The sequence below is a fragment of the Deinococcus alpinitundrae genome, from assembly GCF_009982895.1.
GTDB lineage: Bacteria > Deinococcota > Deinococci > Deinococcales > Deinococcaceae > Deinococcus > Deinococcus alpinitundrae.
Genome location: NZ_WXZL01000018.1, coordinates 24,906 through 50,093, shown reverse-complemented (window position 1 = coordinate 50,093; position 25,188 = coordinate 24,906). Strand labels below are relative to the sequence as shown.

Below are 25,188 nucleotides of genomic sequence, written 5' to 3'. Positions count from 1 at the left end.
CGGGCCTCGCCGCGCGTATCCTTGAATGTAGGCCCTGATGACCGACGACCAGACCAGCCAGGAAAGAACGTTGATGCTGCGCCTCCAGCACCGTGATGAGGCGGCGCTGGCCGAGCTGTATGCCCGGCTGGGCCAGCATGTTCTGGCGCTGGCGTTCCGGCTGCTCTCGGACCGCGAGGAGGCGCAGGAAGTGCTGCAAGATACCTTCGCCCGCCTTGATGCGCGGGCACACCAGTACCGCCCCGAACTCGGTTCGCCGCGCGCCTTCATCTATACGGTGGCCCGCCACGAAGCGCTCAGCCGCCTGCGGGCGCGCGGCGCACGGCCCCTGCTCAGCGGCGGCGACGAGGACCTGCTGGGCGAGCTGTCGGTGCCGGATGCCAGCGGCGATCTCGACACCCGCATGGTGGTGCAGGGGGCGTTGAGTCACCTGCCGGAGCGTGACCGGTTGCTGCTCCACGACGCCTTCTTCGCGGGCTTGAGCCACGCCGAGATCGCTGAGGAGCGGGCGCTGCCGCTGGGTACTGTCAAAACCCGCCTGCGCCGGGCGCTTGAGACGATGCGCCGCTCGCTGGGGGAGACGTGAACCACCCGGCCCCGACGACCCTACAAGCCTACGCGCTGGGCGACCTGCCCGGTCCGGCGCAGCGGCTGACCGAGGCGCACGTCCTGAACTGTTCAGTATGCCGCGCGCAGGTGCTGGCCTGCCGATCCGAACTCGTACGGCAGGTGGAAGCGCTGCCCGCTGCCTTGCCAGTCGAGACGGTGTTGCCGCCGCTGCGCCGCCCGGAAGTCAGCCGCGCTCCGGTTTTGTGGCGGCCGCCTGCTGTGCTTCACTGGCCGTCTCTGGCGCGGGTGGGTGCGCTTTTGCTGGTGGCCGGACTGGACTGGGCTGGACTGAGCTGGGCCGGATTGGGCGGGAGTGGGCGGGAGCGGGCAGCGCAGCAACAGACAGCCGTGCTGGCCGCCGAGCAGCGCCAGGTGGCCCGCTGGCTGGCCCAGCCGGGTGTCAGGTTGCTTAGCCTGACCGACCGTCAGCGGCGGCCCAGTGGTCACCTGCTGCTACTGCCCAGCCGCGAGGTGCTGTTCGTGCTGCCGCCTGCGCCGAGCGGCCAGGTGTATCAGGTGTGGGTGGCGGCCCACTGGAAGCGGGGCGATCCGCTGACCCCGGCGACCCGCAGCGCGCGCGGTCTGCTCTCGGCCCCGGTGGGCGTCAACGATTACGTCTGTGTCAGCCTGGAAGACGCCCGGCGCGACATGACCGGCCAGACCAGACCGACCAAGCTGCTGGGCTGGACCATGCTGTGAGGCAGGCTCCCGAGGCCGGCGGCAGGTGGCCGCGCCAGCAATGAATCCAAAGCCGCCCGCCGTGCGTTTCTCAGAGTGGAGGTTCTTATGCTCAAAACCCACTCTGCCCGCCTGACCGCCCTCACCCTGCTCGCCTGCTCGGCTGTCGCCAGCGCTGCCGCACCGCCACTGGTGCTGCGCCAGGACGCCAAACTCGGCAGTATCCTGACCGCCACCGACGGTATGACCCTGTACCTGTTCACCAAAGACACGCCCGGGGTCAGCAACTGCTACGACAAGTGCGCTGTCGCCTGGCCGCCGCTACTCTCCGAGACGTTGCCCGCACTGCCCAGCGGCATGGAAGGCAAGCTCAGCTTGGTCAAACGCAAGGACGGCGGACAACAGGTGGCCTATAACGGCTGGCCGCTCTACTACTGGGTCAACGACAAGAAGGCGGGCGACACCACCGGGCAGGACGTGGGTAAGGTCTGGTACGCGGTCGACCCTGGCCCGGTCATCGGCACGTCCAAGGCGGGCGATCTGGGCGAGCATCTGGTGGACGCCAGCGGCATGACCCTGTACCTGTTTACCAAAGACGACAAGAACGTGAGCAACTGCTACGACAAGTGTGCCGTCGCCTGGCCGCCGCTGCTGAGCGCGTACCTGCCGGAGAGCAAGGACAGCAAACTCGGCACGACCAAGCGCAAGGACGGCGCGCTGCAGGTGACTTACGCCGGGCAGCCGCTCTACTACTGGGTCAACGACAAGAAACCCGGCGACATGACCGGGCAGAATGTTGGCAAGGTGTGGTTCGTCGTCAAGCCGTAAGACACCGGCAGTAAACGCAAACGCAAGCCAGTCGCTCCCACATTCCGGGTGACTGCCTTGCGTTTTTGTCCGGTGCCGATCAGTTCAGCTTGACTTCCCCGCTGTCCTCGCCGTCCCAGTAATGCACGCGGGTGGCGTCCACCTGGATCATCACCAGGCCCTCGGTGTCGAGACCGTCCTTGAACCACTGGTCCAGATCAGGCGTCCAGTGGTCTTGCATGGCCGCCTTGTCGCGGATAAGCGAGGCCTGACCCTCCACGGCGACCTGAAACGACTTCCTGCCCTGAAAGGCGAGGGCGACCTTGGCATTGGAATCGATATCGCTGACGGTGCGCGACTGCTCGTAGGTGAAGTAGTACGAGGTGCCGTCGTACTCGACCTGGCCGTTGTTGCTCATGGGCCGCCCAGCGATCTCGCCGCCCGCGCTATGGGTGGAGAGCATGGCGATGTCGATGGCCTTCATCGATTTGGCGAGGTCGGACAGACTTTTGCTGGGCATCTTCAAACTCCTTGAACGAATGAGTGGCTGTGGGGGAAAGCGTGGATGGGGCCGACCAGGGCAGTCTGCAAGGCGGGTGGCCGTGAAAGGCGTGCAGCGACATGAACACGGGTTTAGAGTTGCTCCAGACCGTAGCCGCAGACACTCAAAACGCGTCATGTTCCGAGCGGCTCCGGTGTTTTTCTCGGCGGTCGTTTTTCGCTAGACTACCCAGTATGAAAAAATTCTCTTTGATGGCGGCGTTGCCCCTGGCCTGGCTGGGCAGTGCGCTCGGTGTCGCGGTGGCCGCCGCGTTGCCCGTTCAGAATGCGCCGCTGGTCGGCTGCGTCGGTCAGCCCCTGGAGAACGGCGTGTGGCGCTTCATCGTCACCGGGCAGCAGGCGGGCGTCGGTGGCCGCGAGGGCTTCTGGTTGGTGAATCTGGAAGCCACCAACCTCACGCCGCAGGTGCAAGACAGCGTGAATATCATCGACGAGAGCCGCATCGCCGTGACGGATAGTGCAGGCCAGGTCGTCCGGGACGGCGCACTGGTGGCCATCGGCGGTGACGCCGCCCGCCTGCGGCTGTCTCCCGGCGAGACCGGTACGTTCACACTGATGTCGCGCGTGGGGGCTGCCAAGACGCCTTGGACGAAAATCATCGTGCCGATGAAGTCCGGCAATCCCAACCTGCCGTTCGTGGCCGCGCCGGACCTGACCATCGGCCTGAACTGTCCGTAAGCAAGGCAGCAAAGTGGGCCGCCTCCATCGCTGGAGTGCGGCCCACTTGAGTTCGGCTCAGGCTTGGTTTACTGCTCGACTTCCACCATCTCGCTGGCCTCGATGATGTCGCCCACGGCCACCTCATCCCAGTCGAGGTTGATCCCGCACTCGTAGCCGGTCTGCACCTCGCGAACGTCGTCCTTGAAGCGCTTGAGGCCCACGACGGTGCCCTCATAGACGACCTGCTTGCCGCGCGTGACCTTGGCTTTGGCGTTGCGCTTGAACGAGCCGTCGGTGATGTACGACCCGGCGATGTTGCCGCTGCGAGGGTGACTGATGACCATGCGGACCTCGGCGCGGCCCAGGTACTTCTCCTCGAAGACCGGCTCGACGTTGCCCTTGATCAGGCGGTCGACCTCGTCGATGAGCTCGTAGATGATCCTGAAGCTCTTGAGATCGACGTTCTTCTGATCGGCGACCTTCTTGACGCTGCCCGAAGGTGTGACGCTGAAGCACAAAATGGTCGCCTCGGCAGTGGAGGCCAGCAGCACGTCGCCCTCGGTGGGCGCGCCGATGCCCGAGAGCATCACGTTGAGTTTGACGTCGTCGCTTTCCTTGCGGGCCAGAATGCCCTGCAAGGCTTCCAGGCTGCCCTGGGTGTCGGCCCGCAGCACCAGATTGACAGTGCGGATCTCGCCGAGCGGCCCCATCATCTCTTCGAGGGTCATCTTGCGGCGCTTGCCCTGCTCCTCGTCGTCGCGGCGCTTTTGTACACGCGCGGCGATGATCTCGCGGGCGGCGTGCTCATTTCCGGCGCTCTGCACCTTGTCGCCGCTGCTGGGGTTGTCGGAGAAGCCCAGCACCTGCACCGGGGTGGACGGCCCGGCGGCCTTGATGCGCTCGCCGAGCGTATCGGTCATGGCCTTGATCTTGCCGTAGTTCTCGCCCACCACCAGAAAGTCGCTGACGTGCAGCGTGCCTTCCTGCACCATCACGGTGGCCAGCACCCCGGCCTGCTTGTCGACCTTGCTCTCGATGATCACGCCGGCAAACTCGCCTTTCGGATCGGCGCGCAGGTCTTCGAGTTCAGCTGTCAGGCTGATGTATTCGAGCAGGTCCTCGACGCCCTCGCCGGTCTTGGCGCTCACCGGCACGACCACCGTGTCGCCGCCGTATTCTTCCGGCACCAGGTTGAGCTGGGTCAGATCGGTCTTGACCCGCTCGATGTCGGCCTGCGGCAAGTCGATCTTGTTGATGGCGACGATCAAAGGAATCTTGGCGGCCTGGGCGTGCGCCACCGCCTCGCGGGTCTGCGGCATGATCGAGTCGTCGGCGGCCACTACGATGATGGCGATGTCGGCCACGTTCGCGCCGCGCGCCCGGATGGTGGTGAACGCCTCGTGACCCGGTGTGTCGATGAAGACGATCTTGCCCTTGCTGGTCTGGGCCTCGAAGGCCCCGACGTGCTGGGTGATGCCGCCGGCTTCCTTGGCCGCCACCTTGGTCTTGCGGATGTAGTCGAGCAGCGAGGTTTTGCCGTGATCGACGTGGCCCATGATGGTCACGACCGGGGCGCGGTGGGGTGGGCCGGAGTCGGCTTCATTGGAAGACTCCTCGCTTGCTGCGGGCCGCTCAGCTACCGCCACAGGTGCAGGCGACGCGTTGCTTTCCCGCTGGGACTGCTCCGTCTGGGGCCGGCCCGCCTCGGCCAGCTGGCTCTCGGAGCCGCCCCCCGTCTGGCCCTGCTCCTCGGCGACCAGGCCTTTGATGGTCTCGACAATGTCTTCTTCGAGGGTGCTGCTGACACTCTTGTACTGCACGCCCAGATCGTCGAGCATGGCCAGCATTCTGTGGTTGTCCACGTTGAGATCTTTGGCAAGGGTATAAATTCTGACTTTTGACATGGCCTCACCTCCGGGTGAGTCGGCGGCCTCTGCCTTGAGCGTTGAAAGCGGCTCAGGACAGGGCAGCGGAGATAGAAAGGGAAGAAGTTAATGCATAACGCTCTTGAAGTTGTGAAGAGAGTGAAGCGGCCTGTGAGCCGAAAGCCCGCCTGAGTTTTTTCTCGGTCCAGCAGCTTGGGCTCTCCAAGCAGAGATACGCGCCCCGGCCCCCCGCCTGCTGGCCCCGCCCCGCCAGCGTCCAGCCCGACGCGGTGCGAACGAGCCGCACGAACTGCGCCTGGGGACGCTTTGTACGGCAGGCCACGCAACTGCGCTCCGGCACATGCCGTGCTGAGGAAGCGGGAGAAGCACTCAGGTCAGGCACGCCTTACTCTCCGAGGTTGGCGTCGTCGGGCGAGGCAGTGGCCACCGATTTGCTGTCGCGAAACAGCGCGTCGAAGGCGGCCTGCTGGCTGCTCGAGACCTCGCGGCCCGCTTCGCCCTCCTGCATGGCCTGCTGCATGGCGGCGTCGAGGTCACTGACCGCCTGCGTTTCGCGCAGATCGATCTTGAAGCCGGTGAGCTTGGCGGCCAGCCGCACGTTCTGCCCGCCCTTGCCGATGGCCAGCGAGAGCTGATCCGGCGTCACGGTGACGGTGGCCTCACCCCGGTCGCTGCTGATCTCGATCAGGCCGACCTTGGCGGGCGACAGGGCGTTGCGGATAAATTCGCGCGGGGTCGCGTCCCACAAGATCACGTCCACCCGCTCGCGCCCGAGTTCGCCGGTCACGGCCTGAATCCGGTTGCCCCGGTGCCCGATGCACGCGCCGATGGGGTCGACGTTGGAATTGGTGCTGTAGACGGCCACCTTGCTGCGCTGCCCGGCCTCGCGGGCAATCGCCTTAACTTCCACGATGCCGTTGGAAACCTCGGGGATTTCCTGCCTGAGCAGGTAATCGAGCAGGCGCTCGTCGGCGCGGCTGGCCAGGATGGTCGGTCCCTTGGGCGTCTTGCGAACTTCCTTGAGGTAGACCTTGACGCGGTTGCCGTTGAGCAGCCGCTCGCCGGGAATCTGCTCGCGCGGCGGCATGATCGCCTCGCCCGAGCCGAGTTCGACGAAATAGTTTTGCTTGTTGTCCATCCGGACCACGGTGGCGTTGATGACCTGGCCTTCCTTGTCCTTGTACTCGTTGTACACGACGTTGCGCTCGGTTTCGCGCATCTTCTGGGTCAGGGTCTGCTTGGCGGCTTGCAGGGCAATGCGCGAGAACTGCTCACGGTCCACCGGGAACTCCATTTCCATGCCGAGTTCCACGTCGGGATCGAGCTCCAGGGCGTCGGCCAGCGAGATTTGCAGGTTCTCGTCCTCGACCTTTTCGACCACTTCGCGCACGATCAGCACTTCCAAGTCACCGGAATCCGGGTCGAGGTGCACCTCGATGCGCTTGTCGGGTTCGACGTTGCGGGTGTAGGCCTGAGCCAGCGACTGCTCGAAAGCCTCGATCAGTTGCAACTCGTTGATGTTGCGGGCCGCCGCCACATCGCGCAGCGCCTCGGCAAAATTGACTTCGGGTTGGGTCATCTTACTTCCTTTGTCTGGGTTGTCGGTGGTGGGTTCTGGGGTGCGGAAAGCACGAAGTCGGGAACCGCGCTCACCGGTGTTCCGGCGGAAACTCGGCCAGGTTGCCCTGGAACTGCCCGGCGGTCAGGGTGATGTCCTGGCCCAGCACATCGAAGGTCACCTGCTCGCCGTCGACGGCCTTGATCGGGGCGGTGAAGGCGTGACCCTCTCCGCGCACGCGGGCCAGCAGCCCCAGCATCCGCTCAAAGTGACGGGCGCGGGTCAGCGGTCGCTTGCTGCCGGGAGATTCCAGCTCCAAGCGGTACTCTTCCTTGATGGGGTCGAGCGCGTCGAGTTCTGCGCCGAAGGCGCGGCTGGCGGCTTCCAAGTCCTCGACGCCCACGGGCTGTTCGTCAAGTCGGTCGATGCGGACCAGCAGGGTGGGATGGCGGCCCGGATTCTGGAGTTGCACGTCCAGCACTTCGAGGCCCAGGGGAGTCAGCACGCGGCTGGCAATGGTGGTCAGGTTGTCGGTTTTGGTTGTCATAAGTTGTTCCCACCTCACGCGGCGGGCGATTCACCACCTCTCTCACAGGCAAGGGGTGGGTCACCTCACCCACCCCCGCCGACGAGGACTTTACAAAGAGCAGTATAGCCCACCGCCGCTCCCGGGGCATGGGGCAGCGTCACCTTCACGGCCTGTGGTGGACTAGTGACCCAGGTAAGGTCGCCTGCCATTTGCCCTGACGGTTGCGGCCTAAACTGGAAGGCATGACGCTCCTTGCTCCCGCCCGCCGCCGCACTGTGACCGCCAACGTGGGCGGCGTCCTGATCGGTTCCCAGCACCCGGTGGTGGTGCAGAGCATGACCAACACCGACACCGCCAACGCCGAGGCGACGGCCATTCAGGTGGCGCAACTCGCCCGCGCCGGGTCGGAACTGGTGCGCGTGACGGTCAACACCCGTGAGGCCGCCGCCGCCCTGCCGGAGATCGTGGCCCGCCTGGCAGAAGTGGGCCTGAGCGTGCCGATCGTAGGCGACTTTCACTACAACGGCCACATTCTGCTGCGCGAGTTTCCTGAGGCGGCCCGGTTGCTGGCCAAGTACCGCATCAACCCCGGCAACGTGGGGGCCGGGCAGCACCACGACGCCAACTTCGCCACCATGATCGAGGTCGCCAGGGAGTTCGGCAAGCCGGTGCGGATCGGGGTCAACTGGGGCAGCCTCGATCAGCAGGTGCTGGCCCGCCTGATGGACGCCAATGCCGCCAAGGGCAGCCCCAAGTCCGCCACCGACGTGATGATCGACGCGATGGTGGTCTCGGCCCTGGAGAGTGCCCGCTACGCCGAGGAACTGGGACTGGCCCACGACAAGATCCTGATCTCGGTGAAGGTGTCGAGCGCCCCGGAACTCTGGCAGGTCTACCGCCAGCTGGCCGCCGAGTGTGACTACCCGCTTCACCTGGGCCTCACCGAGGCGGGCATGGGCATGAAGGGCATGGTGGCGAGCAGCGTGGCCCTCGCGCCGCTGCTGACCGAGGGCATCGGCGACACCATCCGGGTCTCACTCACGCCGGAGCCGGGGGCCTCGCGCAAGCTGGAAGTCGAGGTGGCCCAGCAGATCCTCCAGAGTCTGGGCATCCGGCAGTTCTCGCCGCAGGTGACGAGTTGCCCCGGCTGCGGGCGCACCACCAGCGTCTTCTTTCAGGAACTGGCCCAGAAGATTCAGGACTACATCAGAGACAGCATGCCCGACTGGAAGGCCCGCTACCCCGGCGTGGAGGAGATGCAGGTGGCCGTCATGGGCTGCGTCGTCAACGGCCCTGGCGAGAGCAAACACGCCAACATCGGCATCTCGCTGCCCGGCACCGGCGAGGACCCCCGCGCCCCGGTCTACCAGGACGGCAAACTGCTCACCACCCTGCGCGGTCCCCGCATCGCCGAGGACTTTCAGGAGCTGATGGAAACCTACGTGGAGCGGCGCTACGGCACGAACGAGAAGGCGGGCGTTTAAAGCAAACAGACCGTTGACAGTGCTCGTCTGCTTGAGTTGGTCGTCATTATTCAAATCCCTGTACGTGTGTTGCGTGTCGCGATTTCATAAACAGGCGCAGGCACAAGCGCACCCCGTTCTCATGTTTTCTCTCTTAAGCTGAGCCTCACCTTATCGGCTCAAGGAGAACATCATGAATCGTTTGATACTGATCGCTGCCCTGACTGCTCTGGGGACCTCTGCCGCAAGCGCTCAATGCAACACCCGGCCCGCCTTCAGCTTCAATGGACAAGTGAAGGTGCCTTACCCAAAAGGGGGCGGCGGCGCTTCTGTCACTCAGTTTTGTGACGCTGGCGCGCAACGCTTCAAACAGGACTTCCTGATGCAGAGCAAGAAAGCCGGTTACAACGTGAAATGGGTCGAGTATTACCGGGTCGTCAACTGGGTTTCGGCGTTTCACGACACTATTTACCAGACCCGTGCCCTGGGCTTTCAGCAGCAGAACTTCAAGCAGTTCACGGTTCAGGACTGGCACGATATGGAAACCGTGGTCTACGGCAACCGCAGCGGCAAATATGTCGGGATGATTTCGAGAACCGTGCCGGGCACCAGAAACACCAGCGAATTCGTGCTGTACGGCAACTGAACACCCGGCGGCCACTTGGGTTACCCTGAAGCCATGAACACCTGGGGCACGGCCGCCTTCGACAACGACGCCGCCAAAATGTTTGTGCAGGAAGTGCTGGAAGACGGCGCATTCGCTCTGCAAGAAGCCTTTGAGGTCGTCTTGGACCCCGACATCGACTTCGTGGCCGAGGAGGAGGGCGCGCGGGCCGTGGCTGCCGCCGAGATTCTGGCCGCGCACCTCACCGGCGACACCGAAGCGATTTTCGACGCCGCCCTGCGCGACTGGCTGGAACAGCTGGAGGCGGGCGAGCTGGAGCCGATGCGCGAGCTGGCGGGTGAAGCGCTGGAACGGACAGCGGGGCCAGGTTCCGACTTGCCAGAGTTCTGGGCCGAGAGCGAGGACGGCGAAGTGTGGACGGGGAACGTGGCGCGGCTACGAGAAGTACTGGGCTGAAGAGGCTTCAAGAAAAAGAGAAGGCGGCGCAGGCGAATAGCCTCGCGCCGCCTGAACATTCTGGACGTCAGGGCGTGGCTGGTTTCCCCGCGCTCCTGACTTTCTTCTTGCTGCGGAAGTCCTTGAAAATGACCCGCAGCGCCAGCAGCAGGGCCGCGATCAGGCCGTAGATCAGCGGCTCGGTATGGTCCTTCTTGACCCCCCACCAGTAATGCACCACGCCCAGCGCCACGATCAGATAGACCAGCTTGTGCAGCAGCGTCCAGCGCTCGAAGCCGAGCTTCTTGACCGAGGACTTGAAACTGGTGAGCGCCAGTGGAATGAGCAGCAACCAGGCCACGAAGCCCACCGTGATGAAGGGCCGCTTGACCACGTCGTCCAGCACCGTCGCCAGCCCGAAGTCGCTGATGAGAATGCCCTTGTCGACCAGGTACACCAGGACATGCAGGGTGGCATACAGAAACCCCAGCAGCCCCAGGGCCTTGCGCACGCGGGCAGGCCAGGTCCAGCCGGTCACGAGCCGCAGTGGGGTGGCGGCCAGCGAGATGAGCAGCAGGGCCAGCGCGAGAATGCCGGTCTGGAGTTGCAGGCGCTGCACCGGGTTCGCGCCCAGCGCGCCGGTCTTGGCGTCCCACAGCATCACGGCCATCGGCACCAGGCCGCCCACCACGATGCCGGGGCCGAGACCACCGAACGTGTTGGCCCTACGTTTCGGCGCGCTTTTGGCCGCGCTGGCCGCCGGGGAGGGGGAGGCTTTGGACATGGGCCTAGAAGTTCTTCTTTAGGTCCATGCCCGAATACAGCGAGGCGACCTGATCGGCGTAGCCGTTGAACATCAAAGTGGGCCGCCGTCCCAGGTCACCGATGCGCCGCTCGGTGGCCTGGCTCCAGCGCGGGTGATCGACTTTGGGGTTCACGTTGGCATAAAAGCCGTACTCGTCGGGCGCGGCGATGCTCCAGGTGGTCTTGGGCTGCTTGTCCGTCAGGGTGATGCGCACGATCGACTTGATGCCCTTGAAGCCGTACTTCCACGGCACCACCAGCCGCAACGGCGCGCCGTTCTGGCCCGGCAGCACCCGGCCTGCCAGTCCCACCGCCATGAAGGCCAGCGGGTTGAGCGCCTCGTCGAGCCGCAGACCCTCCACATACGGCCAGGTCAGCACATTGGAGCGCTGGCCGGGAAACTGCTTGGGGTCGAGCAGCGACGTGAACTGCACGTATTTGGCCTTGCTGGTGGGGTTGAGGCGGCGAATCAGGCCCGCCAGCGGAAAGCCCAGCCATGGCATGACCATCGACCAGCCCTCCACGCAGCGCATCCGGTAGATGCGGTCTTCGAGCGGGAACCAGGACTGGAGGGTGTCGATGTCGACCGTCATCGGCTTTTTGACCTCGCCGTCGATCTTGATGGTCCAGGGGCGTGGCTTGAGGGTGGCGGCCATGCGGGCCGGGTCGGCCTTGTCGGTGCCGAACTCGTAGAAGTTGTTGTAGGTGGTGGCCTGCTGGTAGGGCGTGACCGGGTCGGACACGTCATACGGCCCCAGCGGGCGCTTGGCCTGACCCACCAGACCGGGCGTGACACTCTCGGCCACCGCGCCGGGTCTGCGGCTGAGCAACTCCAGGCCGCCGCCGAGGGCTGCCACCGTGCCGGTAAACAGCCCGGCGCTGCGCAGAAATTCGCGGCGAGGATTGACGATTCTGGAGGCTTCGGGCTTGGCGGCGCTCTGGTCGGGCTCGGGGGGTAACTTGGTCATGGACTCTCCTTGGATGGCCTCAATGGGGGAGGCGGGGTCGGGGCTGGTTCTTCTACCTTGATATACGCAGGTTACGCGGGTATGGATTTAATTTTGCCGCGAGCGAAGACTGGAGCCGCCGCAAGACTATTCAGCCTATGCCCATTGACCGGAGCGAACTTCACGGAGACTTACGGTTGGGCCGGGTCGGGTCTGCGCCGCGAAGGTGAAGACGCTCCCGCTCTGCTGACAGCCGCGTGCTAGCCTGACGCCGAGATGAGCAGAGCAACCCTGAAAAGCGCCCGCGAAATCGAACTCATGCGCCGTGCGGGGGCGCTGGTGGCCGAGACCTTCCGGCTGCTCGATCCTTACGTCGTGCCGGGAGTCAGCATCCAGGAACTCGACAAGATCGCCGAGGATTTTATCCGCTCGCGCGGCGCGGTCCCGGCCTACATCGGCTACGGCCCGCGCAACAATCCCTTCCCAGCGACCATCTGCGCCTCGGTCAACGAGGTGATCTGTCACGGCATTCCCAGTCCGCGCAAACTGCGCGAGGGCGACATCATCGGCGTCGATATCGGCGTCAAGCTCGGCGGCGTCTACGGTGACGCTTGCTACACCTACACGGTGGGCGCGGTGGCTCCCCAGGTGCAGAAACTGGTGGACGCCACGCGGGCCAGTCTGGAGGCGGCGCTGGAAACGGTTCGGCCCGGTGCGTACCTGGGCGACATCGGCGCGGCGATTCAGGCCACTGCCCAGCCGCGCGGCTTCTCGGTGGTGCGTGAGTACACGGGCCACGGCATCGGCCACAACCTCCACGAAGACCCCACCGTCTCGCATGTGGGCCGCGCCGGAACCGGCATGAAGCTCGCGGCAGGCCTGGTCTTTACCATCGAGCCGATGATCAATCTGGGCCGCGCCGAAACCAAGCTGCTGCCCGACGGCTGGACGGTGGTGACGGCGGACGGCAAGCCCAGCGCCCAGTTCGAGCACACCCTGGTCGTGACCGACAAGGGCTACGATTTGCTAACGCTCTGAGGCGTGCTTTTAAAGGCACCGACCTGAACCGAAAACGGCCCCATACCTTTGAGGATGGGGCCGTTTCCAGTGCTGAGGCTCAGCTGTCTTTAGTCAGCGAAACGGGTGCGGCTGGCGTGAGTGGCTCCAGCCTCGGCGTCCGTGCGGGCTGGTTCGCGCGCGCCCTGACCATCGCGGCCACCACCTGACGAATCAGGCTGATGAGCAGGCCGATGCCTGCGGCGATGAAGGCCAGCTTCTGAAACTGGGGATTGGCCGGAAACTTCATGCTGGCGTCGAGAAGGGGCGCCGCTTTGGCCGCCGCGAGGATCGGCACGGCAAACAGCACGGCGGCCAACGGCAGCACGAAGGGGCCGCCCGCGTGCTTCATGGCCAGGGCAGCGCTCAGCGCCCCGGCGATCAGCGGAAAGATAATCCACCACTGCTCCGGCACCGCGCTGACTGGCAAAAACGGCAGCGCCCCCAGCGTGATGATGCCGAGCGGCACGGCGCTGTAGCCGAACCAGTTGCCCGCCTCGTCGGCGATGAAGGTGAGCAAGATCCACACGACCAGCTTTTGCTGCCAGTCGAGCGGTAGGGTCATGGCATAGGCCAGCACGCCCAGCGCAGCCAGCCCCAGCACCCACATCGACGCCACGAAGGTGGCGTGCTTGCCCTGCGCGCCCATCCCGCGCGCCGCGCTCACGCCGTCCTCTTGCCGGGCGTGCCCACGGCCATCAGCTCGGCGTCCTCATTATCGAGCAGTTCGTCGTCCATCAAATCGTCCAGCGCCTCGATCTGCTTCTTGCCGCGCTTGGACGGTGCTTTGGGCTTGGCCTTCTTCACGGCTGTGGTGGCCTCCAGTTCGCCCGCGTTCGTCAAGCCGTCCGGATCCACGCCGGGGCGCTCGTCCTCGGTCAGCGGTTCCGGTGTCGCCTTGACCAGCGGCTGACTGCTCGGCACGATGCCCGGGACCCGCTTGAGAAACTCGCCGGTGTAGCTCGTCGGGTGGGCGGCGAGTTGTTCGGGCGTGCCGGTGGCGACGATGGTGCCGCCGCGCACGCCGCCTTCCGGCCCCAGGTCCACGATCCAGTCGGCGCACTTCATCACGTCCAGATTATGCTCGATGACGATGAGGGTGTTGCCGCCCTCAACCAGTCGCTCCAGCACTTCCATCAGCTTGCGGACGTCCTCGAAGTGCAGCCCGGTGGTGGGTTCGTCGAGGATGTAGATGGTCTTGCCGGTGGCGCGCTTGCTGAGTTCGGCCGCCAGCTTGATGCGCTGCGCCTCGCCGCCCGAGAGCGTGGTGCTGGGCTGCCCGATCTTCATGTAGCCGAGGCCCACGTCACGGAGAAGCTGCATCTTGCGCTCGATGGTCGGAATTGGCTCGAAGAAGGCGTGGGCGTCCTCCACCGTCATGTCCAGCACGTCGGCGATGGTCTTGCCGTTGTATTTGACTTCCAGCGTCTCGCGGTTGTAACGCGCCCCTTTGCAGACCTCGCACGGCACGTAGATGTCGGGCAGGAAGTTCATCTCGATCTTCATGACGCCGTCACCCTTGCAGTGCTCGCAGCGGCCGCCCTTGACGTTGAACGAGAAGCGCCCGGCCAGGTAGCCGCGCCGCCGCGCCTCGGGGGTGCGGGTAAACAGATCGCGCACCTCGGTAAAGACCCCGGTGTAGGTGGCCGGGTTGCTGCGCGGCGTGCGGCCAATCGGTGACTGATCGATCTCGATGACCTTGTCGAGATACTCGATGCCGGTGATCGCGTCGGCCTTGCCGGGGGTGGTTTTGGCTCCGTTGAGGTCGCGGGCCAGCGTGGCGTGCAGGATGTCGTGAATCAGGGTGCTCTTGCCCGAGCCGCTCGGCCCGGTGATGACCGTCATGGTGCCTAGCGGCACGTCGAGCGTCACGTTCTGGAGGTTGTGCTCGCGCGCGCCGATCACCTTGAGGCGCTTGCCGTTGCCGCGCCGCCGCTTGGTGGGCACCTCGATTTTCAGTTCGCCGCGCAGGTACTTGCCGGTGAGGCTCTCGGGGTTGGCCTTGATCTCGGCTGGCGTGCCGACGGCCACCACCTCGCCGCCGTGGACGCCCGCGCCCGGTCCCATGTCGACCACGTAGTCCGAGGCCATCATGGTGTCCTCGTCATGCTCGACGACCAGCAGGGTATTGCCCAAATCACGCAGACGCTTGAGGGTCTCGATCAGTCGCCCGTTATCCTTGGGGTGCAGCCCGATGCTGGGTTCGTCGAGCACATACAGCACCCCGGTCAGGCCGCTGCCCACCTGGGTCGCCAGCCGGATGCGCTGCGCCTCGCCGCCCGATAAGGTGTTGGCCGTTCTGTCCAAGCTCAGGTAATCGAGGCCCACGTCGACCAGAAAAGTCAGCCGGGTGCGGATGGCGCGCAGAATCGGAGCCGCCACCGCCGTGCCGAAGGTGTTTAAGCTGTACTCGTAGTGGCGGGGCCGGGCGACCTTCGCTGCCCCGCCGTCGTGCTGGCCCAGGTAGGGCGCGATGACCTCGTGGTTGACTGCGCCGCCTTGAAGCTCCGCGAAGAACTGATCGGCGTCGAGCACGCTCATGCCGCTGGCCTGCGAGATGTTGAGGCCGCCCACCCGCACCGCCAGGATCTCGGGCTTGTAACGGGTGCCGCCGCAGGTGGGGCAGGGCTGCAGCTCCATCATCTCTTCGAGTTTTTCGCGCATGTACTCGGATTCGGTCTCGGCGTATCGGCGCTCCAGATTGACCAGCACGCCCTCGAACTCGGTCATGAAGCGCATGGTTTCCTTGCCGCCGCGCCGGTAGACGACCTCGAAGGCCTCGCCGGGGCCTTGCAGAATGGCGTTCTGCGCCGCTTTGGAAAGGTCGCGCCAGGGCGTCTTGAGGTCGAAACTCAGGTGCTCGGAGAGGGCCTTGAGTTTGTCCCAGTAGTACACGCCGCCACCGGTGCCTTTCTTGCTCCAGGGCAAAATGGCTCCCTCGGCGATGCTCAGCGTGTCGTCGATAATCAGATCCGGCGAGAACTCGCGCTTGCTGCCCAGGCCCGCGCAGTCGGGGCAGGCACCGTAGGGGTTGTTGAAGCTGAACGACCTCGGTTCCAGCTCCTCCAGCACGCTGCCGTGCTCGGGGCAGGCGAACTTCTCGGAGTAGAGTTCCTCCTCGCTTTCCCCGTTGGGCCCGCCATCGGGAAACAGCACCCGGAGTAAGCCCTCGCCGCGCCGCAGCCCCAGTTCTACGCTCTCGGCCAAGCGGGAGCGGTCGGATTCGCGCACCGTCATCCGGTCGATGACCACGTCCACGTCGTGCTTCTCGAACTTTTCGAGCTTGAGCTTCTCGGCCTCGTCGAGTTCGTACAGCACGCCGTCGACCCGCACACGGGCGTAGCCCTCGCGGCGAATGTCGGCAAACAGCTTGCGGTACTCGCCCTTGCGTCCGCGCACCAGCGGGGCCAGCAAAATGGCCCGCTTGTCCCCGAACCCGGCCAGCAACTTGTCGGTGATCTCGGTGGGACTCTGGCGCTCGATCTTGCGTCCGCAGACGGGGCAGTAGGGCGTGCCGGTGCGGGCATAGAGCAGTCTCAGGTAATCGTGAATCTCGGTGACGGTGCCCACCGTGCTGCGCGGGTTGTGCGAGGTGGTCTTCTGGTCGATGGAGATGGCCGGAGACAGCCCCTCGATGCTCTCCACATCGGGCTTTTCCATCAGTCCCAGGAACTGGCGTGCGTAGGCCGAGAGCGACTCGACGTATCTTCGCTGGCCCTCGGCGTAGATGGTGTCGAAGGCCAGGGTGCTCTTGCCGCTGCCCGACACCCCGGTGATCACGATGAATTTGTCGCGCGGCAACTCGACCGTCACGTTCTTGAGGTTGTGTTCTCTGGCACCGCGCACAATCAGGTTTTGCAAACCGGGAACCTTCCTTTTGGGGCGGCTTTCCCGCACTCTGCCGGGTCGCCGCGTGTATGTTGGGGGCAGAAGCAGGGGGAGCGCTTCTGGGTAAACATCGTATTCTACACCGTCAGGCAGCCTGGGTGTCGGGGTGTTGTGACAGACAGGCGCACCGGTCAGGCATGAAGTGGCGGGGCGGCAGGGGAAAGCCTTTTACTGGGCTATCGACTGGTTTCTTGGGCATTCTGCCCCGCGCGTTTCAGCGGCTGATCGGGGTTCAGATCGGCCAGTTCGACTTCGTGTCCCGCCGTAACCGCAAGCAGTTTTCCTGCGCGGGCGTAAACCAGGCGGCCCTGCTGGTCGATGTCGGCCCATGACGCACCCTCCAGCCCCGGCGCAGGCTGCGGCTTATGCCACAGGTAGGTCTTGTGCACTTTGTACTCAAACTTCGACAGCCGAAGTTCCAAGGCACCTTTATGGAGGGTGAGCGGCAACGAGTCACCGACAGAGGAGGAGGCGCTGGGCTGGATGCCCTGCCAGCCGCTGCGCTGCATTGAGGCCAGCAGGATCGGTGGCTGGCTCTCGGCTTTTCCCAGCCTCACCGTGAAGCCGCCCGGCTGAATGGGTGTTTCGGCGCTGCTGTAGATGTTGTACAACCAGACTGTGCGGTTTTTGTCAAAGACGCCGCCCCCTGTGAACCCGCCGCTGACCCGCCAAAGACCAACCGCTTTGACCCAGGGCGGGCGACATAAAGCGGTCCAGGTGTCGAATCTGTCCACGCCAAATCTGACTTTTGCCGCACGCTGTCGCCCCAGCGATTCGTTGCGGGCGAAGTAGAGCAGGTGCTCGCCGTCGGGGGAGAGATCGCTCATGGCTTCGTACAGCTGACCCTCGAACCATGACCCCGGCGTGATCTCGTCGGTTCTGGTGTTCCAGAGATACAGCCGGGTCCATCTCGACGGCCCGCGCCGGAAGATCACGGCGGTGCTGGCCTCACTTGCCAGCAGCACCCAGATGCGGGCGGGCGGCAGCGGCGGAGGCGACTTGGGCGGCCTCACCGCTCGGTCCGTGAGCCTGCGCCGCTGACTGGCTTCACCCCACGCCGCCGCGCACCAGCATCAGGGCAAAGCTGTACTGGTCGGCCTCGGGCGAGTTCTGCTCTTCCAGCGCATCGATCACGGCGCTCAGACGGCGTTTGAGGTTCTCGGCGTCGGCGCGGGTCAGGCGGATATCGCCGATGTTGAGAATGAGCGGCTCCACGCCGGTAAAGAGATCGTGGGCCGCGCCTGCGGCGTCACCGATGCTGAGGCTGCTGCCGAGCGGCCCGAGTTCGAGCCAGGCTCCCCAGTCGGGCTGCTGGCGCTGCAAGACCTCCACGCCGAGGGCCACGAAGCGCTCCATGCGCGGCATGATCTGGTCGGCCAGAAAAGCGTGCAGGGTCTCCGAGCGCGTGACCTCGTAGGGAATGAACCAGCGTGGAGCCACGCGGTAGCGTTTGCGCCGGTGTTCGCTCACGACCTCGGCGATGTCTGCCCGCTCCAGCTTGCGCAGCAGGTAATAGGCCCGCTGGATATCCACATCCAGAGACTCTGCCAACTGCTGCGCCGAACTGGGGCCAGTCATCAGCAGCGAGAACACCGGACGCAGCGTGACGTCCAGTAGCAGCCGGGCCTGCTCGGCGTCGGCAAGGCGGGGGGCGGTGTTCAGCTTGCTCACAGCTCCAGCTTAAAGAACCGGGCCTTGAAAAAGGCCGTGTCCTTTCAAGAACCGGCGCTTGCAGACTAACGGACATGAACACCCGACTCTGGAACCGCAGTTTCACCCTCTGGCTGCTCGGCTCGGCGCAGTCGCGGCTGGGCGCGGCACTGGCCTCGATTGCCCTGAGCTTTCTGGTGCTGCACCAGACTGGCTCGGCGGGCCGCATGGCGCAGACGCTGGCGCTGAGCCTGCTGCCCAATCTGCCGCTGGCGGGCACGCTGGTCGACCGCTGGCCGCTCAAGCTGCCGCTGATCGCCGCGAGTCTGGTGCAGGGCTTCCTGCAGCTCACGGTGGGCGGGCTGGCGCTGGCCTGGGGCGAGGTGCCGCTGTGGGCCATCAACGTGGCGGCGCTGCTGGGCGGGCTGGCCGCCGCCTTCGAAGGGCCAGCCAGCGGCGCGGCGTTGCCTGCCCTGGTGCCGGAAACCGAACTCACCCGCGCCAATGGGTTGACCAGTGGGCTGAACCAGGCCATGACGCTGCTCGGCACCCTGGCCGGGGGCGTGCTGGTGGCACACTGGTCGCCGGCTGGAGCGATGGCGCTCGACGGCCTGAGCTTTCTGGTGTTCTCGGTCTTGCTGATCGGGGTCAGGCTGCCGCCCTTGCCCCCGGTCCAGGACCAGGCCAGCTTGTGGGCCGACTTCAGGTCGGGTGTGGCCCTGATGCGCCGCTCGCCGCTGCTGAGCATGATCCCGGTGCTGGCGCTGCTGCTCAACGGCAGCCTGGCCCCGGTCCTGGTGGTGCTGCCCAGATTGATGACCACGCTTGGCCCCGGCGCGCAGGGCTACAGTTTGTACCTGGCCCTGGAGAGCGGCGGCCTGCTGCTGGCCGGGGGGCTGTGCGCCTGGCTGGGCAACCGGCTGGCGCTGCGCCGGACCATGAGCGCCGGCTTCGTGCTGACGGCCCTGGCTTACCTGGGGATGTGGCTGGCCCCAGTGGTGCCGGTGCTGCTGGGCTGCGCGCTGGTACTGGGCCTCGGCTTCGGCCTGATCAACGTGCCGGCGGTGGCGCTGATCCAGCAGCTCGTTCCGGCAGGCTATCTGGGCCGGATCTTTGCGGTGCTGAACGCGGCGGGCGCGCTGGGCATGCCGCTGGTGCTCGCCGCCATCTCGCCGTTCGTGGACCGGCTGCCGCTGGGTATGTGGTTTCTCGTTTCCGGAACGGCGCAGGGCCTGGGGCTGCTGGGCTGGTGGTGGGTGCAGCGCCGGGAAGCGGGAAGTGCGGCGCACCAGCAACCCCGCGCCGTCTGACTTCATTTCTCGGTGTGCCGCTCAATCCGGCCTGACCGCGCCATAATGCCCCGGTGAGCCGTGAACCGATTCTTTCGCTGCAAAATACCCAGCTCAAGCGCCTGATCCGGCTGCGTGAGCGCCGCGAGCGCCTGCGAGACGGGGTGTATCTGATCGAGGGCGCGCGCGAACTCTCCCGCGCCCTCTCAGCGGGCGTACCGATTGAGACGGTCTACACCTGCCCCGAATTGTTCAGCAGCGGCGCCCACACCCTGCCCTGGGCCGATCTGCCCACCACTGAGCTGGGCCGCGCCGCCTTCGAGAAAGTCAGCCTCCGCGAAGGCCCCGACGGGGTGCTGGCGCTGGCCCGCTGGGAGGCCCGCCCGCTGCCCGAACCGCCCGAACAGGCCACGGTGCTCGTGCTCGACGGCCTGGAAAAGCCCGGCAACGTCGGCGCGCTGCTCAGAACCGCTGACGGTGCGGGCGCGCACGCCACCCTGCTGGTCGGCGACGGCCTCGACCTGGGCAACCCCAACCTGATCCGTGCCTCGCAGGGCAGCGTGTTTACCCAGCCCACCGCTGTGCTGCCGGGCCAAGACGCGCTCGACTGGCTGCGCGCACGCCAGTTCACCCTGCTGGCCTGCACCCCCCAGGCCACCCGCACCTACTGGGACGCGCCGCTCGCGGGCCGGGTGGCTTTGCTGCTGGGCACCGAGCACGCGGGCCTGGGTTCCTTCTGGCAGGCCGCCGCCGATGTTCAGGTGTCAATTCCCATGCGCGGCGCGGCCGACAGCCTGAACGTGGCGACGGCGGGCGCGCTGGTGCTGTATGAAGCCCTGCGCCAGCGCGCTTCTCTCGGCGGCCCCTAGAATGAGGCCCGCTGCTGAAGCTGCCTTTGCTTTACCATCACCGCCGCACTCCCGAGGACTTTGAATGAACGATCCCTACCGTGAATGGCTGAGAAGCCAGCTGGCCGCCGAGATGGGCGTTCGTGAAGCCGAGCAGGTCATCGAGAGCGCGGTGGTGCGCCGGGGCTGGCCCGCCATCCGCCCACTCGGGTCGCGTGACGTGGTGGCAGTCTTGCAAGACGTCTACACCATTTTCCGTAGCAATATGGGCGATGCCCGCGCCGACCGCTGGCTGGAGGGCGCGACCACCGCCCTGGCCTCGTTCGCCGAATCGACGCCCAGCCCCGCGCCGCCCAGCACCGGCACCATCGCGCCCGCGCCGGGGCCGGTGCGCTGGGGCAGACGTGCCCACGATCTGCCGCTGCTGCTGGCCCGCGCCCACACCGAGATCGCCGCGCGCAGCCTGGAAGGCATCCGGGCCAATCCGGACCTCAAGAATCTGGAACGTGCCGCCGAGTGGGATGTGCAGGCCACCCAGGCCGAGGTGCGGCGCTGGGAAACCGAGGAACTGCTCGGCAACCTGCGTGCCGAGCACGCCCGCATCGAGGTGGCCGATCAGGTTCGCAGCGCCCGTGCCCAGCGCGAGGTGCTGCGCCTGACCGTTGAAGAGGTCGAGGGCGAGGCGCGGGCCGGGCGGAAGGTGGGGCCGCAACTGGCCCACAACAAGCTGATGCTCTCGCAGACCGCCGCCTTTCTCGACGCCTTTTCACCCTTGATCGACGAGACGGTGGCCGAGGACGATCCCGAGACGCCCAGCGTCAGTCTGGAAACCTCGCGCTTCGCGCTGGCGGTGCCGATGCACCCCAACGTGCTGCGTGCCCGCCATCAGCTTAACTACGCCGAGTGGCAGGCGGGTGACGCCAACGACGCCCGGGTGCAGGGTGCCCGCACCGCGCTGGTTCAGGCCGAGCAAGAGGCCGCCGCCCAGATGGAAAACACCCTGGGAGCCGCCCGCGCCCACCAGGCGGCCTTTCAGCAGATGCTGCACCGCTACCGCGACGCCAAGCTGGGTGAGGAGCAGCTGCGCCGCTCGGGGGCCGACGCCCTGACCCTGTCGCGCCACGCCTTCGACGCCGAGCAGGCCCGGCTGGCCGCCCGCGTGCAGGCCCACCGCCTCACCGAAGCGCTGCGGCTGCTCAGCGCGCTGACCGGTGACGCCGATTGAGGAGCTGGGGGTGGCGTCAGGCGAGGACTGGAGCCCAAAAACCTCGTCCAGGACAAACACTTGATGCCTGGTTCCAACCTTACCCTGGGATGCTCGGCTTACAATTCGATGTCGAATACCGGCGGCGGCAGCGGCTCGCGGCGAATCCGGCTGGCATCGGGCTTGGGCGGCGTCGAAGCGGGCGTGACGGCCAGCGGGCCAGCGGGCTTGGGCATGGCGGCGCGCAAAATGGCGTCCACCTCGGCGGCACTGATCAGGCCCTTGTGCTGCAAGGTGCTGAGAATGCCCAGCGCCACCTTGCGGGTAAATTCGGCGTCCTGGGTTGGAGGGGAGGTCATGGCCTCACGTTAGAGCATTCGTCCGCTGCGCGGATGTGTCGCCAGACCACCAGCGTTTCTGCGCCGCGCTGCCCTAGGCACGCCGGGACCGGGCACGCCCGTGGTCTGCGGTCAGCAGGTCGGTCAGGGCGCTGGCGAGCAGATGCGGGTCGTGGTGGGCCTGACCGGCCAGCAGCATCGGCACGTGGCGCAGCCGCAGCTTGAGGGCAGCGTCGACGCTGTGCGGCGCAATTAGGGTGGCCCCGGCGGCGCGGTAGCGCGCCTGCACGGCGCTGGGCACCGCCGCACTGTTGACCAGCACCACGTCGGGCACCCGGCCCAGATGGCGGTCGATCATCCGCACGTGGTCGCTCAAGGTCAGGTCATCGGTTTCGCCAGGTTCGGTCATGATGCTGGCCACGTACACCAGCGGCGCGCCCGATGCCCGGATGGCCGCCTGAATGTCAGGCACCAGCAGCGCCGGAATGATCGAGGTAAACAAGCTGCCCGGCCCCAGTACGATCAGCTCGGCGTTGCTGATGGCGGCCACCACCGCCGGAAGGGTCGGCGGCTGCGGCGGGTCGAGCCGCACCTCCTGAATGCCGATGGCCCCTGCGCCCACGCCGCCCGCGCTGGCCAGGTGGCTCTCGCCGCGCACGTCCTGGCCGTTTCTGAGCCGCGCGATCAGTGTCACCGGCTGGGTGGTCGCCGGATACACTGCGCCGCAGACGTTGAGCACCTCGTGGATGTCCTGCATCGCGCCGCCCAACCCGCCCTGCTCCTCGGACAGGGTCGCCAGCAGCAGGTTGCCGAAGGTGTGGCCCTCGAGGCCCTCACCGCGCTCAAAGCGGTGCAGCAGCAGCCGGGCCAGCACCGGACTGTCCGACAGGGCCGCGTAGCAGTCAGTGAGGTCGCCGGGCGCGATCATGCCCAGCGCCTCGCGCAGCCGCCCGCTGCTGCCGCCGTCGTCGGCCACCGTCACGACAGCCGTGAGGTTCGACGAGTGGCGCTTGAGGCCCGACAAGACGTTTGATAAGCCGGTGCCGCCGCCCAGCGCCACGATCCTGGGGCCGCGTGCCAGGGTGGTGCGTGAATAGATCACGTTGACCGCCTCGCTGGGATCGGTGCCCACAGACCGGAGCACCGAGCGGTTGAGCATGGTCATGGCCGTCAGCGCGCCGATCAGGGCCAGCGCCATCACGACCACGCCGACCACCCACAGCGGCAGCACCTCGGGTTTGGTGAAGTTGTTGAGCCACAAGATCCAGGCGGTGGCGGTGAAGTGCAGCGGCCCAGTCCAGGTAAAGTGCAAAAACCCCACCGCGCCGACGAAGGTGCAGACGCCGAACAGCGCAAACCAGCGCTTGATGCCCATGCCGGGAGTCAGCCAGCGCTTGGCCCGGCGGCCATGGTTGGCCGATTTGAAATTGCTCAGTCGCCGCGACCAGCGTCCAGCCTGCGCGGCGGGGTTGGGAAAGGTGGGGGGCGAGGGCTTATGGGTCTTTTGCACCTTCACTCGCCTCCGGCACCCGGCAGATCGCGGTGGTCGATCACACGGGCACTGAGATCCTGCAAATCGCGCTCCAGACGCACGGCCACCGCCACGCTGCGGTGCTGGCCGCCGGTGCAGCCGATGGCCACGTTGTAGCTGTGGCGTCCGCTGTCGCGCGCGCGCGCGGCCACATCGCGCAGAAACTGGCGGGTGTGCTGATAAAACGCCTCGCTCTCGGGATTCTGAAAGACGTAGGCGGCCACGTCGTCGTCCAAGCCGGTGCGGGAGCGCAGTTCCGGATCGTAGTAGGGGTTGGGCAGGGTGCGCATGTCCAGCACCAGGTCCACGTCGCGCGGCGGGGTGTTCTTGAAGCCAAAGGTAAACAGCCGCAGATCGAAGCTGCTCAGCACACCCAGCCAGTCGAGCAGGCGCTTGCTGAGATCGGCGGCACTGAGGTGGGTGGTGTCGATGACCGTGTCGGCCAGCGCCCGCAGCGAGGCCAGCAGCTCGCGCTCGCGCCGGAAGTCGATCATCAAGCTGGGGTCGCCCAGCGGGTGCTCGCGGCGGGTCAGGTTGTAGCGTTTGAGCAGCACCTCGGCGTCGGCTTCCAGAAACAGCACCCGCACGTCGCTGCGCCGCGCCTTGAGCTGGGTCAGGCTGCTGCCCGCCGCCGCCAGGAAGTCGCGGGTGCGGGCGTCGGTGGTCACGGCGATCCGGTCCAGGCTGCGTGCCCGCGCCAGATCGCCCAGGGCGTTCCAGAGTTCCGGCGGCAGGTTGTCGGTGGTGAAGTAATCGGTGTCTTCCAGCGTTCTGAGAGCGGTGCTCTTGCCGCTGCCCGACAGTCCGGAGATCACGATAAACGTCATGGTTGTAGTGTAAAGGCTGGCGGCTCTGTACGCTGGAGTGTGCCCGCGTGCTTTGCTTCCAGGTGGTGCGGCGTGGCACGCTAGAGGGATGCTGATGACTGACCTGCTGACCCTGCCCGCTTCCTACCAGGGGCCGACCCGCGCCCTGGCCGCACCCTACGGCGTGCTGGGTGTGGGGGCCGGGGAGATGGCCGCCTCGCTGCTGGACACCCTCTCGGAGCGCCGCCTGACCCGTGAGGGCACCCAGCTCATCTTGGAGAGTGCCGATGCTGGCCGCGCCGCGCGCGACTACGCCGGACTGGCCGAGGTCAGCGGCGCGGCGGTAGTGCGCGCGGGCGTGCAGGCCGAGGGCATGTCGACCCGCGACCTCAATTTTCTGGCCCCGGCGGGTGTGGCGGCGACCTACCATCTGGCCCAGTTCGCCGCCTACGCCACCGGCCACGCCGAGCAAGCCCAGCAGGCCGAGGTGTTGCTGACCGCGCTGGCCGCCAAGTGCGCTCCCGAAATCGAGGAAGGCAACCCCGCGCGCGATCTGGCCTGGAGTTTGTGGCAGCGCACGCCGCTGCTGCTGGCCGCGCCCGAGGACACCGCCCTGGTCCATATCTGGCAGCACCTGCTGGCTCGTGTGGGCAAGGTGCTGAGCATCGCCTTCGAGCTGGAGCCGCTCTACGTGCTGACCGGGGCCTTCGAGGCCCAGCACGAGAAGGGAGACAGCAAGGTGGCGCTGATTCTCGGCGACGAGACGCCCGAGCTGACCCTGGCCCGCGAGGTGCTGGAGACCCGCATCGACGAGGTGGTGCACCTGCCGTTTCCGGACGGCGAGGGCGGCTACCCCGGCGCGCTGGCGCTGTGGTACTTCGGCGCGTGGGTGGCCGCCTACCTGGCCGAGCGCCACGGCGCGAGCACTGAGGACAGCCCGGCTCTGCGGGAAGTCCTCAAGGTGCTGAGTGAGGAAGAGGAAGCCCAGGAACGCGGGCTGGACGCCTGAACTTGCC

26 protein-coding genes are annotated in these 25,188 nt (G+C 66.2%); 12 read left to right on the top strand and 14 right to left on the bottom strand.

The genetic code is table 11. The features are described from left to right. Positions 1-37 precede the first annotated feature (37 nt). The 3 genes from GUI70_RS15720 to GUI70_RS15710 all read left to right on the top strand — a co-directional run bounded on the left by GUI70_RS15720 (position 38) and on the right by GUI70_RS15710 (position 2,115). Entirely contained in the window at positions 38-586 is a 549-nt protein-coding gene (locus GUI70_RS15720) for an RNA polymerase sigma factor (protein WP_161883266.1), read from the top strand. Then, on the top strand, positions 583-1,308 hold the full coding sequence (locus GUI70_RS15715) for a hypothetical protein (protein WP_161883265.1): 726 nt from the start codon (positions 583-585) through the stop codon (positions 1,306-1,308). Before GUI70_RS15720 ends, GUI70_RS15715 begins: the two co-directional genes overlap by 4 nt. Positions 1,309-1,395: 87 nt before the next feature. Next, positions 1,396-2,115: a hypothetical protein gene (locus GUI70_RS15710; RefSeq protein WP_161883264.1), complete on the top strand. Its 720-nt coding sequence runs from the start codon at positions 1,396-1,398 to the stop codon at positions 2,113-2,115. Positions 2,116-2,194: 79 nt separating this feature from the next. Here the strand turns inward: GUI70_RS15710 and GUI70_RS15705 are convergent, their stop codons facing one another. Continuing rightward, entirely contained in the window at positions 2,195-2,614 is a 420-nt protein-coding gene (locus tag GUI70_RS15705; RefSeq protein WP_161883263.1) for a pyridoxamine 5'-phosphate oxidase family protein, read from the bottom strand. Between the two features lie 215 nt (positions 2,615-2,829). Here GUI70_RS15705 and GUI70_RS15700 point away from each other — a divergent pair, with 215 nt between their 5' ends. Next, positions 2,830-3,333, top strand: a complete 504-nt coding sequence (locus GUI70_RS15700) for a hypothetical protein (protein ID WP_161883262.1) — start codon at positions 2,830-2,832, stop codon at positions 3,331-3,333. A gap of 68 nt (positions 3,334-3,401) precedes the next feature. Here GUI70_RS15700 and infB read toward each other — a convergent pair whose 3' ends face one another. The 4 genes from infB to rimP all read right to left on the bottom strand — a co-directional run bounded on the left by infB (position 3,402) and on the right by rimP (position 7,306). Beyond that, positions 3,402-5,219 carry a translation initiation factor IF-2 gene (infB, locus tag GUI70_RS15695; RefSeq protein WP_161883261.1) on the bottom strand — a complete coding sequence of 606 codons (1,818 nt, stop codon included), beginning with the start codon at positions 5,217-5,219 and terminating at the stop codon, positions 3,402-3,404. A 52-nt stretch (positions 5,220-5,271) separates the two neighbouring features. Further along, positions 5,272-5,523 (bottom strand): DUF448 domain-containing protein, encoded by a 252-nt coding sequence (locus GUI70_RS15690; protein WP_272952886.1) that lies wholly within the window; start codon positions 5,521-5,523, stop codon positions 5,272-5,274. Between the two features lie 63 nt (positions 5,524-5,586). Then, positions 5,587-6,780: a transcription termination factor NusA gene (gene nusA, locus GUI70_RS15685; RefSeq protein ID WP_161883260.1), complete on the bottom strand. Its 1,194-nt coding sequence runs from the start codon at positions 6,778-6,780 to the stop codon at positions 5,587-5,589. Between the two features lie 70 nt (positions 6,781-6,850). Then, on the bottom strand, positions 6,851-7,306 hold the full coding sequence (rimP, locus tag GUI70_RS15680) for a ribosome maturation factor RimP (RefSeq protein WP_161883259.1): 456 nt from the start codon (positions 7,304-7,306) through the stop codon (positions 6,851-6,853). Positions 7,307-7,530: 224 nt separating this feature from the next. On the opposite strand from rimP, the gene ispG reads away from it, so the two are divergent. The 3 genes from ispG (at position 7,531) to GUI70_RS15665 (ending at position 9,832) form a co-directional block, all read left to right on the top strand. After that, on the top strand, positions 7,531-8,772 hold the full coding sequence (ispG, locus tag GUI70_RS15675) for a flavodoxin-dependent (E)-4-hydroxy-3-methylbut-2-enyl-diphosphate synthase (protein ID WP_161883258.1): 1,242 nt from the start codon (positions 7,531-7,533) through the stop codon (positions 8,770-8,772). Between the two features lie 172 nt (positions 8,773-8,944). Next, positions 8,945-9,397, top strand: coding sequence for a hypothetical protein (locus GUI70_RS15670; protein WP_161883257.1), 453 nt, complete (start codon positions 8,945-8,947; stop codon positions 9,395-9,397). 33 nt (positions 9,398-9,430) lie between these two features. After that, complete coding sequence (locus GUI70_RS15665; RefSeq protein ID WP_161883256.1) at positions 9,431-9,832, top strand: DUF4259 domain-containing protein; 402 nt, start codon at positions 9,431-9,433, stop codon at positions 9,830-9,832. 67 nt (positions 9,833-9,899) lie between these two features. On the opposite strand, the gene msrQ is transcribed toward GUI70_RS15665, so the two are convergent. After that, on the bottom strand, positions 9,900-10,595 hold the full coding sequence (gene msrQ, locus GUI70_RS15660) for a protein-methionine-sulfoxide reductase heme-binding subunit MsrQ (protein WP_161883255.1): 696 nt from the start codon (positions 10,593-10,595) through the stop codon (positions 9,900-9,902). A 4-nt stretch (positions 10,596-10,599) separates the two neighbouring features. Next, positions 10,600-11,583 (bottom strand): protein-methionine-sulfoxide reductase catalytic subunit MsrP, encoded by a 984-nt coding sequence (msrP, locus tag GUI70_RS15655; RefSeq protein ID WP_161883254.1) that lies wholly within the window; start codon positions 11,581-11,583, stop codon positions 10,600-10,602. 255 nt (positions 11,584-11,838) lie between these two features. Here msrP and map point away from each other — a divergent pair, with 255 nt between their 5' ends. Then, positions 11,839-12,600 carry a type I methionyl aminopeptidase gene (gene map / locus GUI70_RS15650; protein ID WP_161883253.1) on the top strand — a complete coding sequence of 254 codons (762 nt, stop codon included), beginning with the start codon at positions 11,839-11,841 and terminating at the stop codon, positions 12,598-12,600. A gap of 79 nt (positions 12,601-12,679) precedes the next feature. On the opposite strand, the gene GUI70_RS15645 is transcribed toward map, so the two are convergent. The 4 genes from GUI70_RS15645 to GUI70_RS15630 all read right to left on the bottom strand — a co-directional run bounded on the left by GUI70_RS15645 (position 12,680) and on the right by GUI70_RS15630 (position 18,177). After that, a complete protein-coding gene (locus GUI70_RS15645; RefSeq protein ID WP_161883252.1) occupies positions 12,680-13,285 on the bottom strand; it encodes a hypothetical protein in 606 nt (201 codons plus the stop codon). Next, positions 13,282-16,479 carry an excinuclease ABC subunit UvrA gene (uvrA, locus tag GUI70_RS15640; RefSeq protein ID WP_237724969.1) on the bottom strand — a complete coding sequence of 1,066 codons (3,198 nt, stop codon included), beginning with the start codon at positions 16,477-16,479 and terminating at the stop codon, positions 13,282-13,284. Before uvrA ends, GUI70_RS15645 begins: the two co-directional genes overlap by 4 nt. A 203-nt stretch (positions 16,480-16,682) precedes the next feature. Continuing rightward, complete coding sequence (locus tag GUI70_RS15635) at positions 16,683-17,519, bottom strand: hypothetical protein (protein WP_161883251.1); 837 nt, start codon at positions 17,517-17,519, stop codon at positions 16,683-16,685. A 34-nt stretch (positions 17,520-17,553) separates the two neighbouring features. Beyond that, complete coding sequence (locus GUI70_RS15630) at positions 17,554-18,177, bottom strand: winged helix-turn-helix domain-containing protein (RefSeq protein WP_161883250.1); 624 nt, start codon at positions 18,175-18,177, stop codon at positions 17,554-17,556. A 74-nt stretch (positions 18,178-18,251) separates the two neighbouring features. Between GUI70_RS15630 and GUI70_RS15625 the strand changes: the two genes are divergently transcribed. From GUI70_RS15625 to GUI70_RS15615, 3 genes are all read left to right on the top strand, one after another. Beyond that, positions 18,252-19,466 (top strand): MFS transporter, encoded by a 1,215-nt coding sequence (locus GUI70_RS15625; RefSeq protein ID WP_161883249.1) that lies wholly within the window; start codon positions 18,252-18,254, stop codon positions 19,464-19,466. A 53-nt stretch (positions 19,467-19,519) separates the two neighbouring features. Beyond that, on the top strand, positions 19,520-20,314 hold the full coding sequence (locus GUI70_RS15620) for a TrmH family RNA methyltransferase (protein WP_161883248.1): 795 nt from the start codon (positions 19,520-19,522) through the stop codon (positions 20,312-20,314). A gap of 64 nt (positions 20,315-20,378) precedes the next feature. Further along, the gene (locus tag GUI70_RS15615) at positions 20,379-21,518 is read left to right on the top strand and encodes a hypothetical protein (protein WP_161883247.1); all 1,140 of its coding nucleotides are present in this window, start codon (positions 20,379-20,381) and stop codon (positions 21,516-21,518) included. Positions 21,519-21,616: 98 nt separating this feature from the next. Here the strand turns inward: GUI70_RS15615 and GUI70_RS15610 are convergent, their stop codons facing one another. From GUI70_RS15610 to rapZ, 3 genes are all read right to left on the bottom strand, one after another. Continuing rightward, the gene (locus GUI70_RS15610) at positions 21,617-21,856 is read right to left on the bottom strand and encodes a hypothetical protein (protein WP_161883246.1); all 240 of its coding nucleotides are present in this window, start codon (positions 21,854-21,856) and stop codon (positions 21,617-21,619) included. Positions 21,857-21,929: 73 nt separating this feature from the next. Continuing rightward, positions 21,930-23,345: a gluconeogenesis factor YvcK family protein gene (locus tag GUI70_RS15605; RefSeq protein ID WP_438503493.1), complete on the bottom strand. Its 1,416-nt coding sequence runs from the start codon at positions 23,343-23,345 to the stop codon at positions 21,930-21,932. A gap of 2 nt (positions 23,346-23,347) precedes the next feature. Further along, positions 23,348-24,193 carry an RNase adapter RapZ gene (rapZ, locus tag GUI70_RS15600; RefSeq protein WP_161883245.1) on the bottom strand — a complete coding sequence of 282 codons (846 nt, stop codon included), beginning with the start codon at positions 24,191-24,193 and terminating at the stop codon, positions 23,348-23,350. An 88-nt stretch (positions 24,194-24,281) separates the two neighbouring features. Here rapZ and GUI70_RS15595 point away from each other — a divergent pair, with 88 nt between their 5' ends. After that, positions 24,282-25,181, top strand: coding sequence for an SIS domain-containing protein (locus GUI70_RS15595; protein WP_161883244.1), 900 nt, complete (start codon positions 24,282-24,284; stop codon positions 25,179-25,181). Positions 25,182-25,188: the final 7 nt, after the last annotated feature.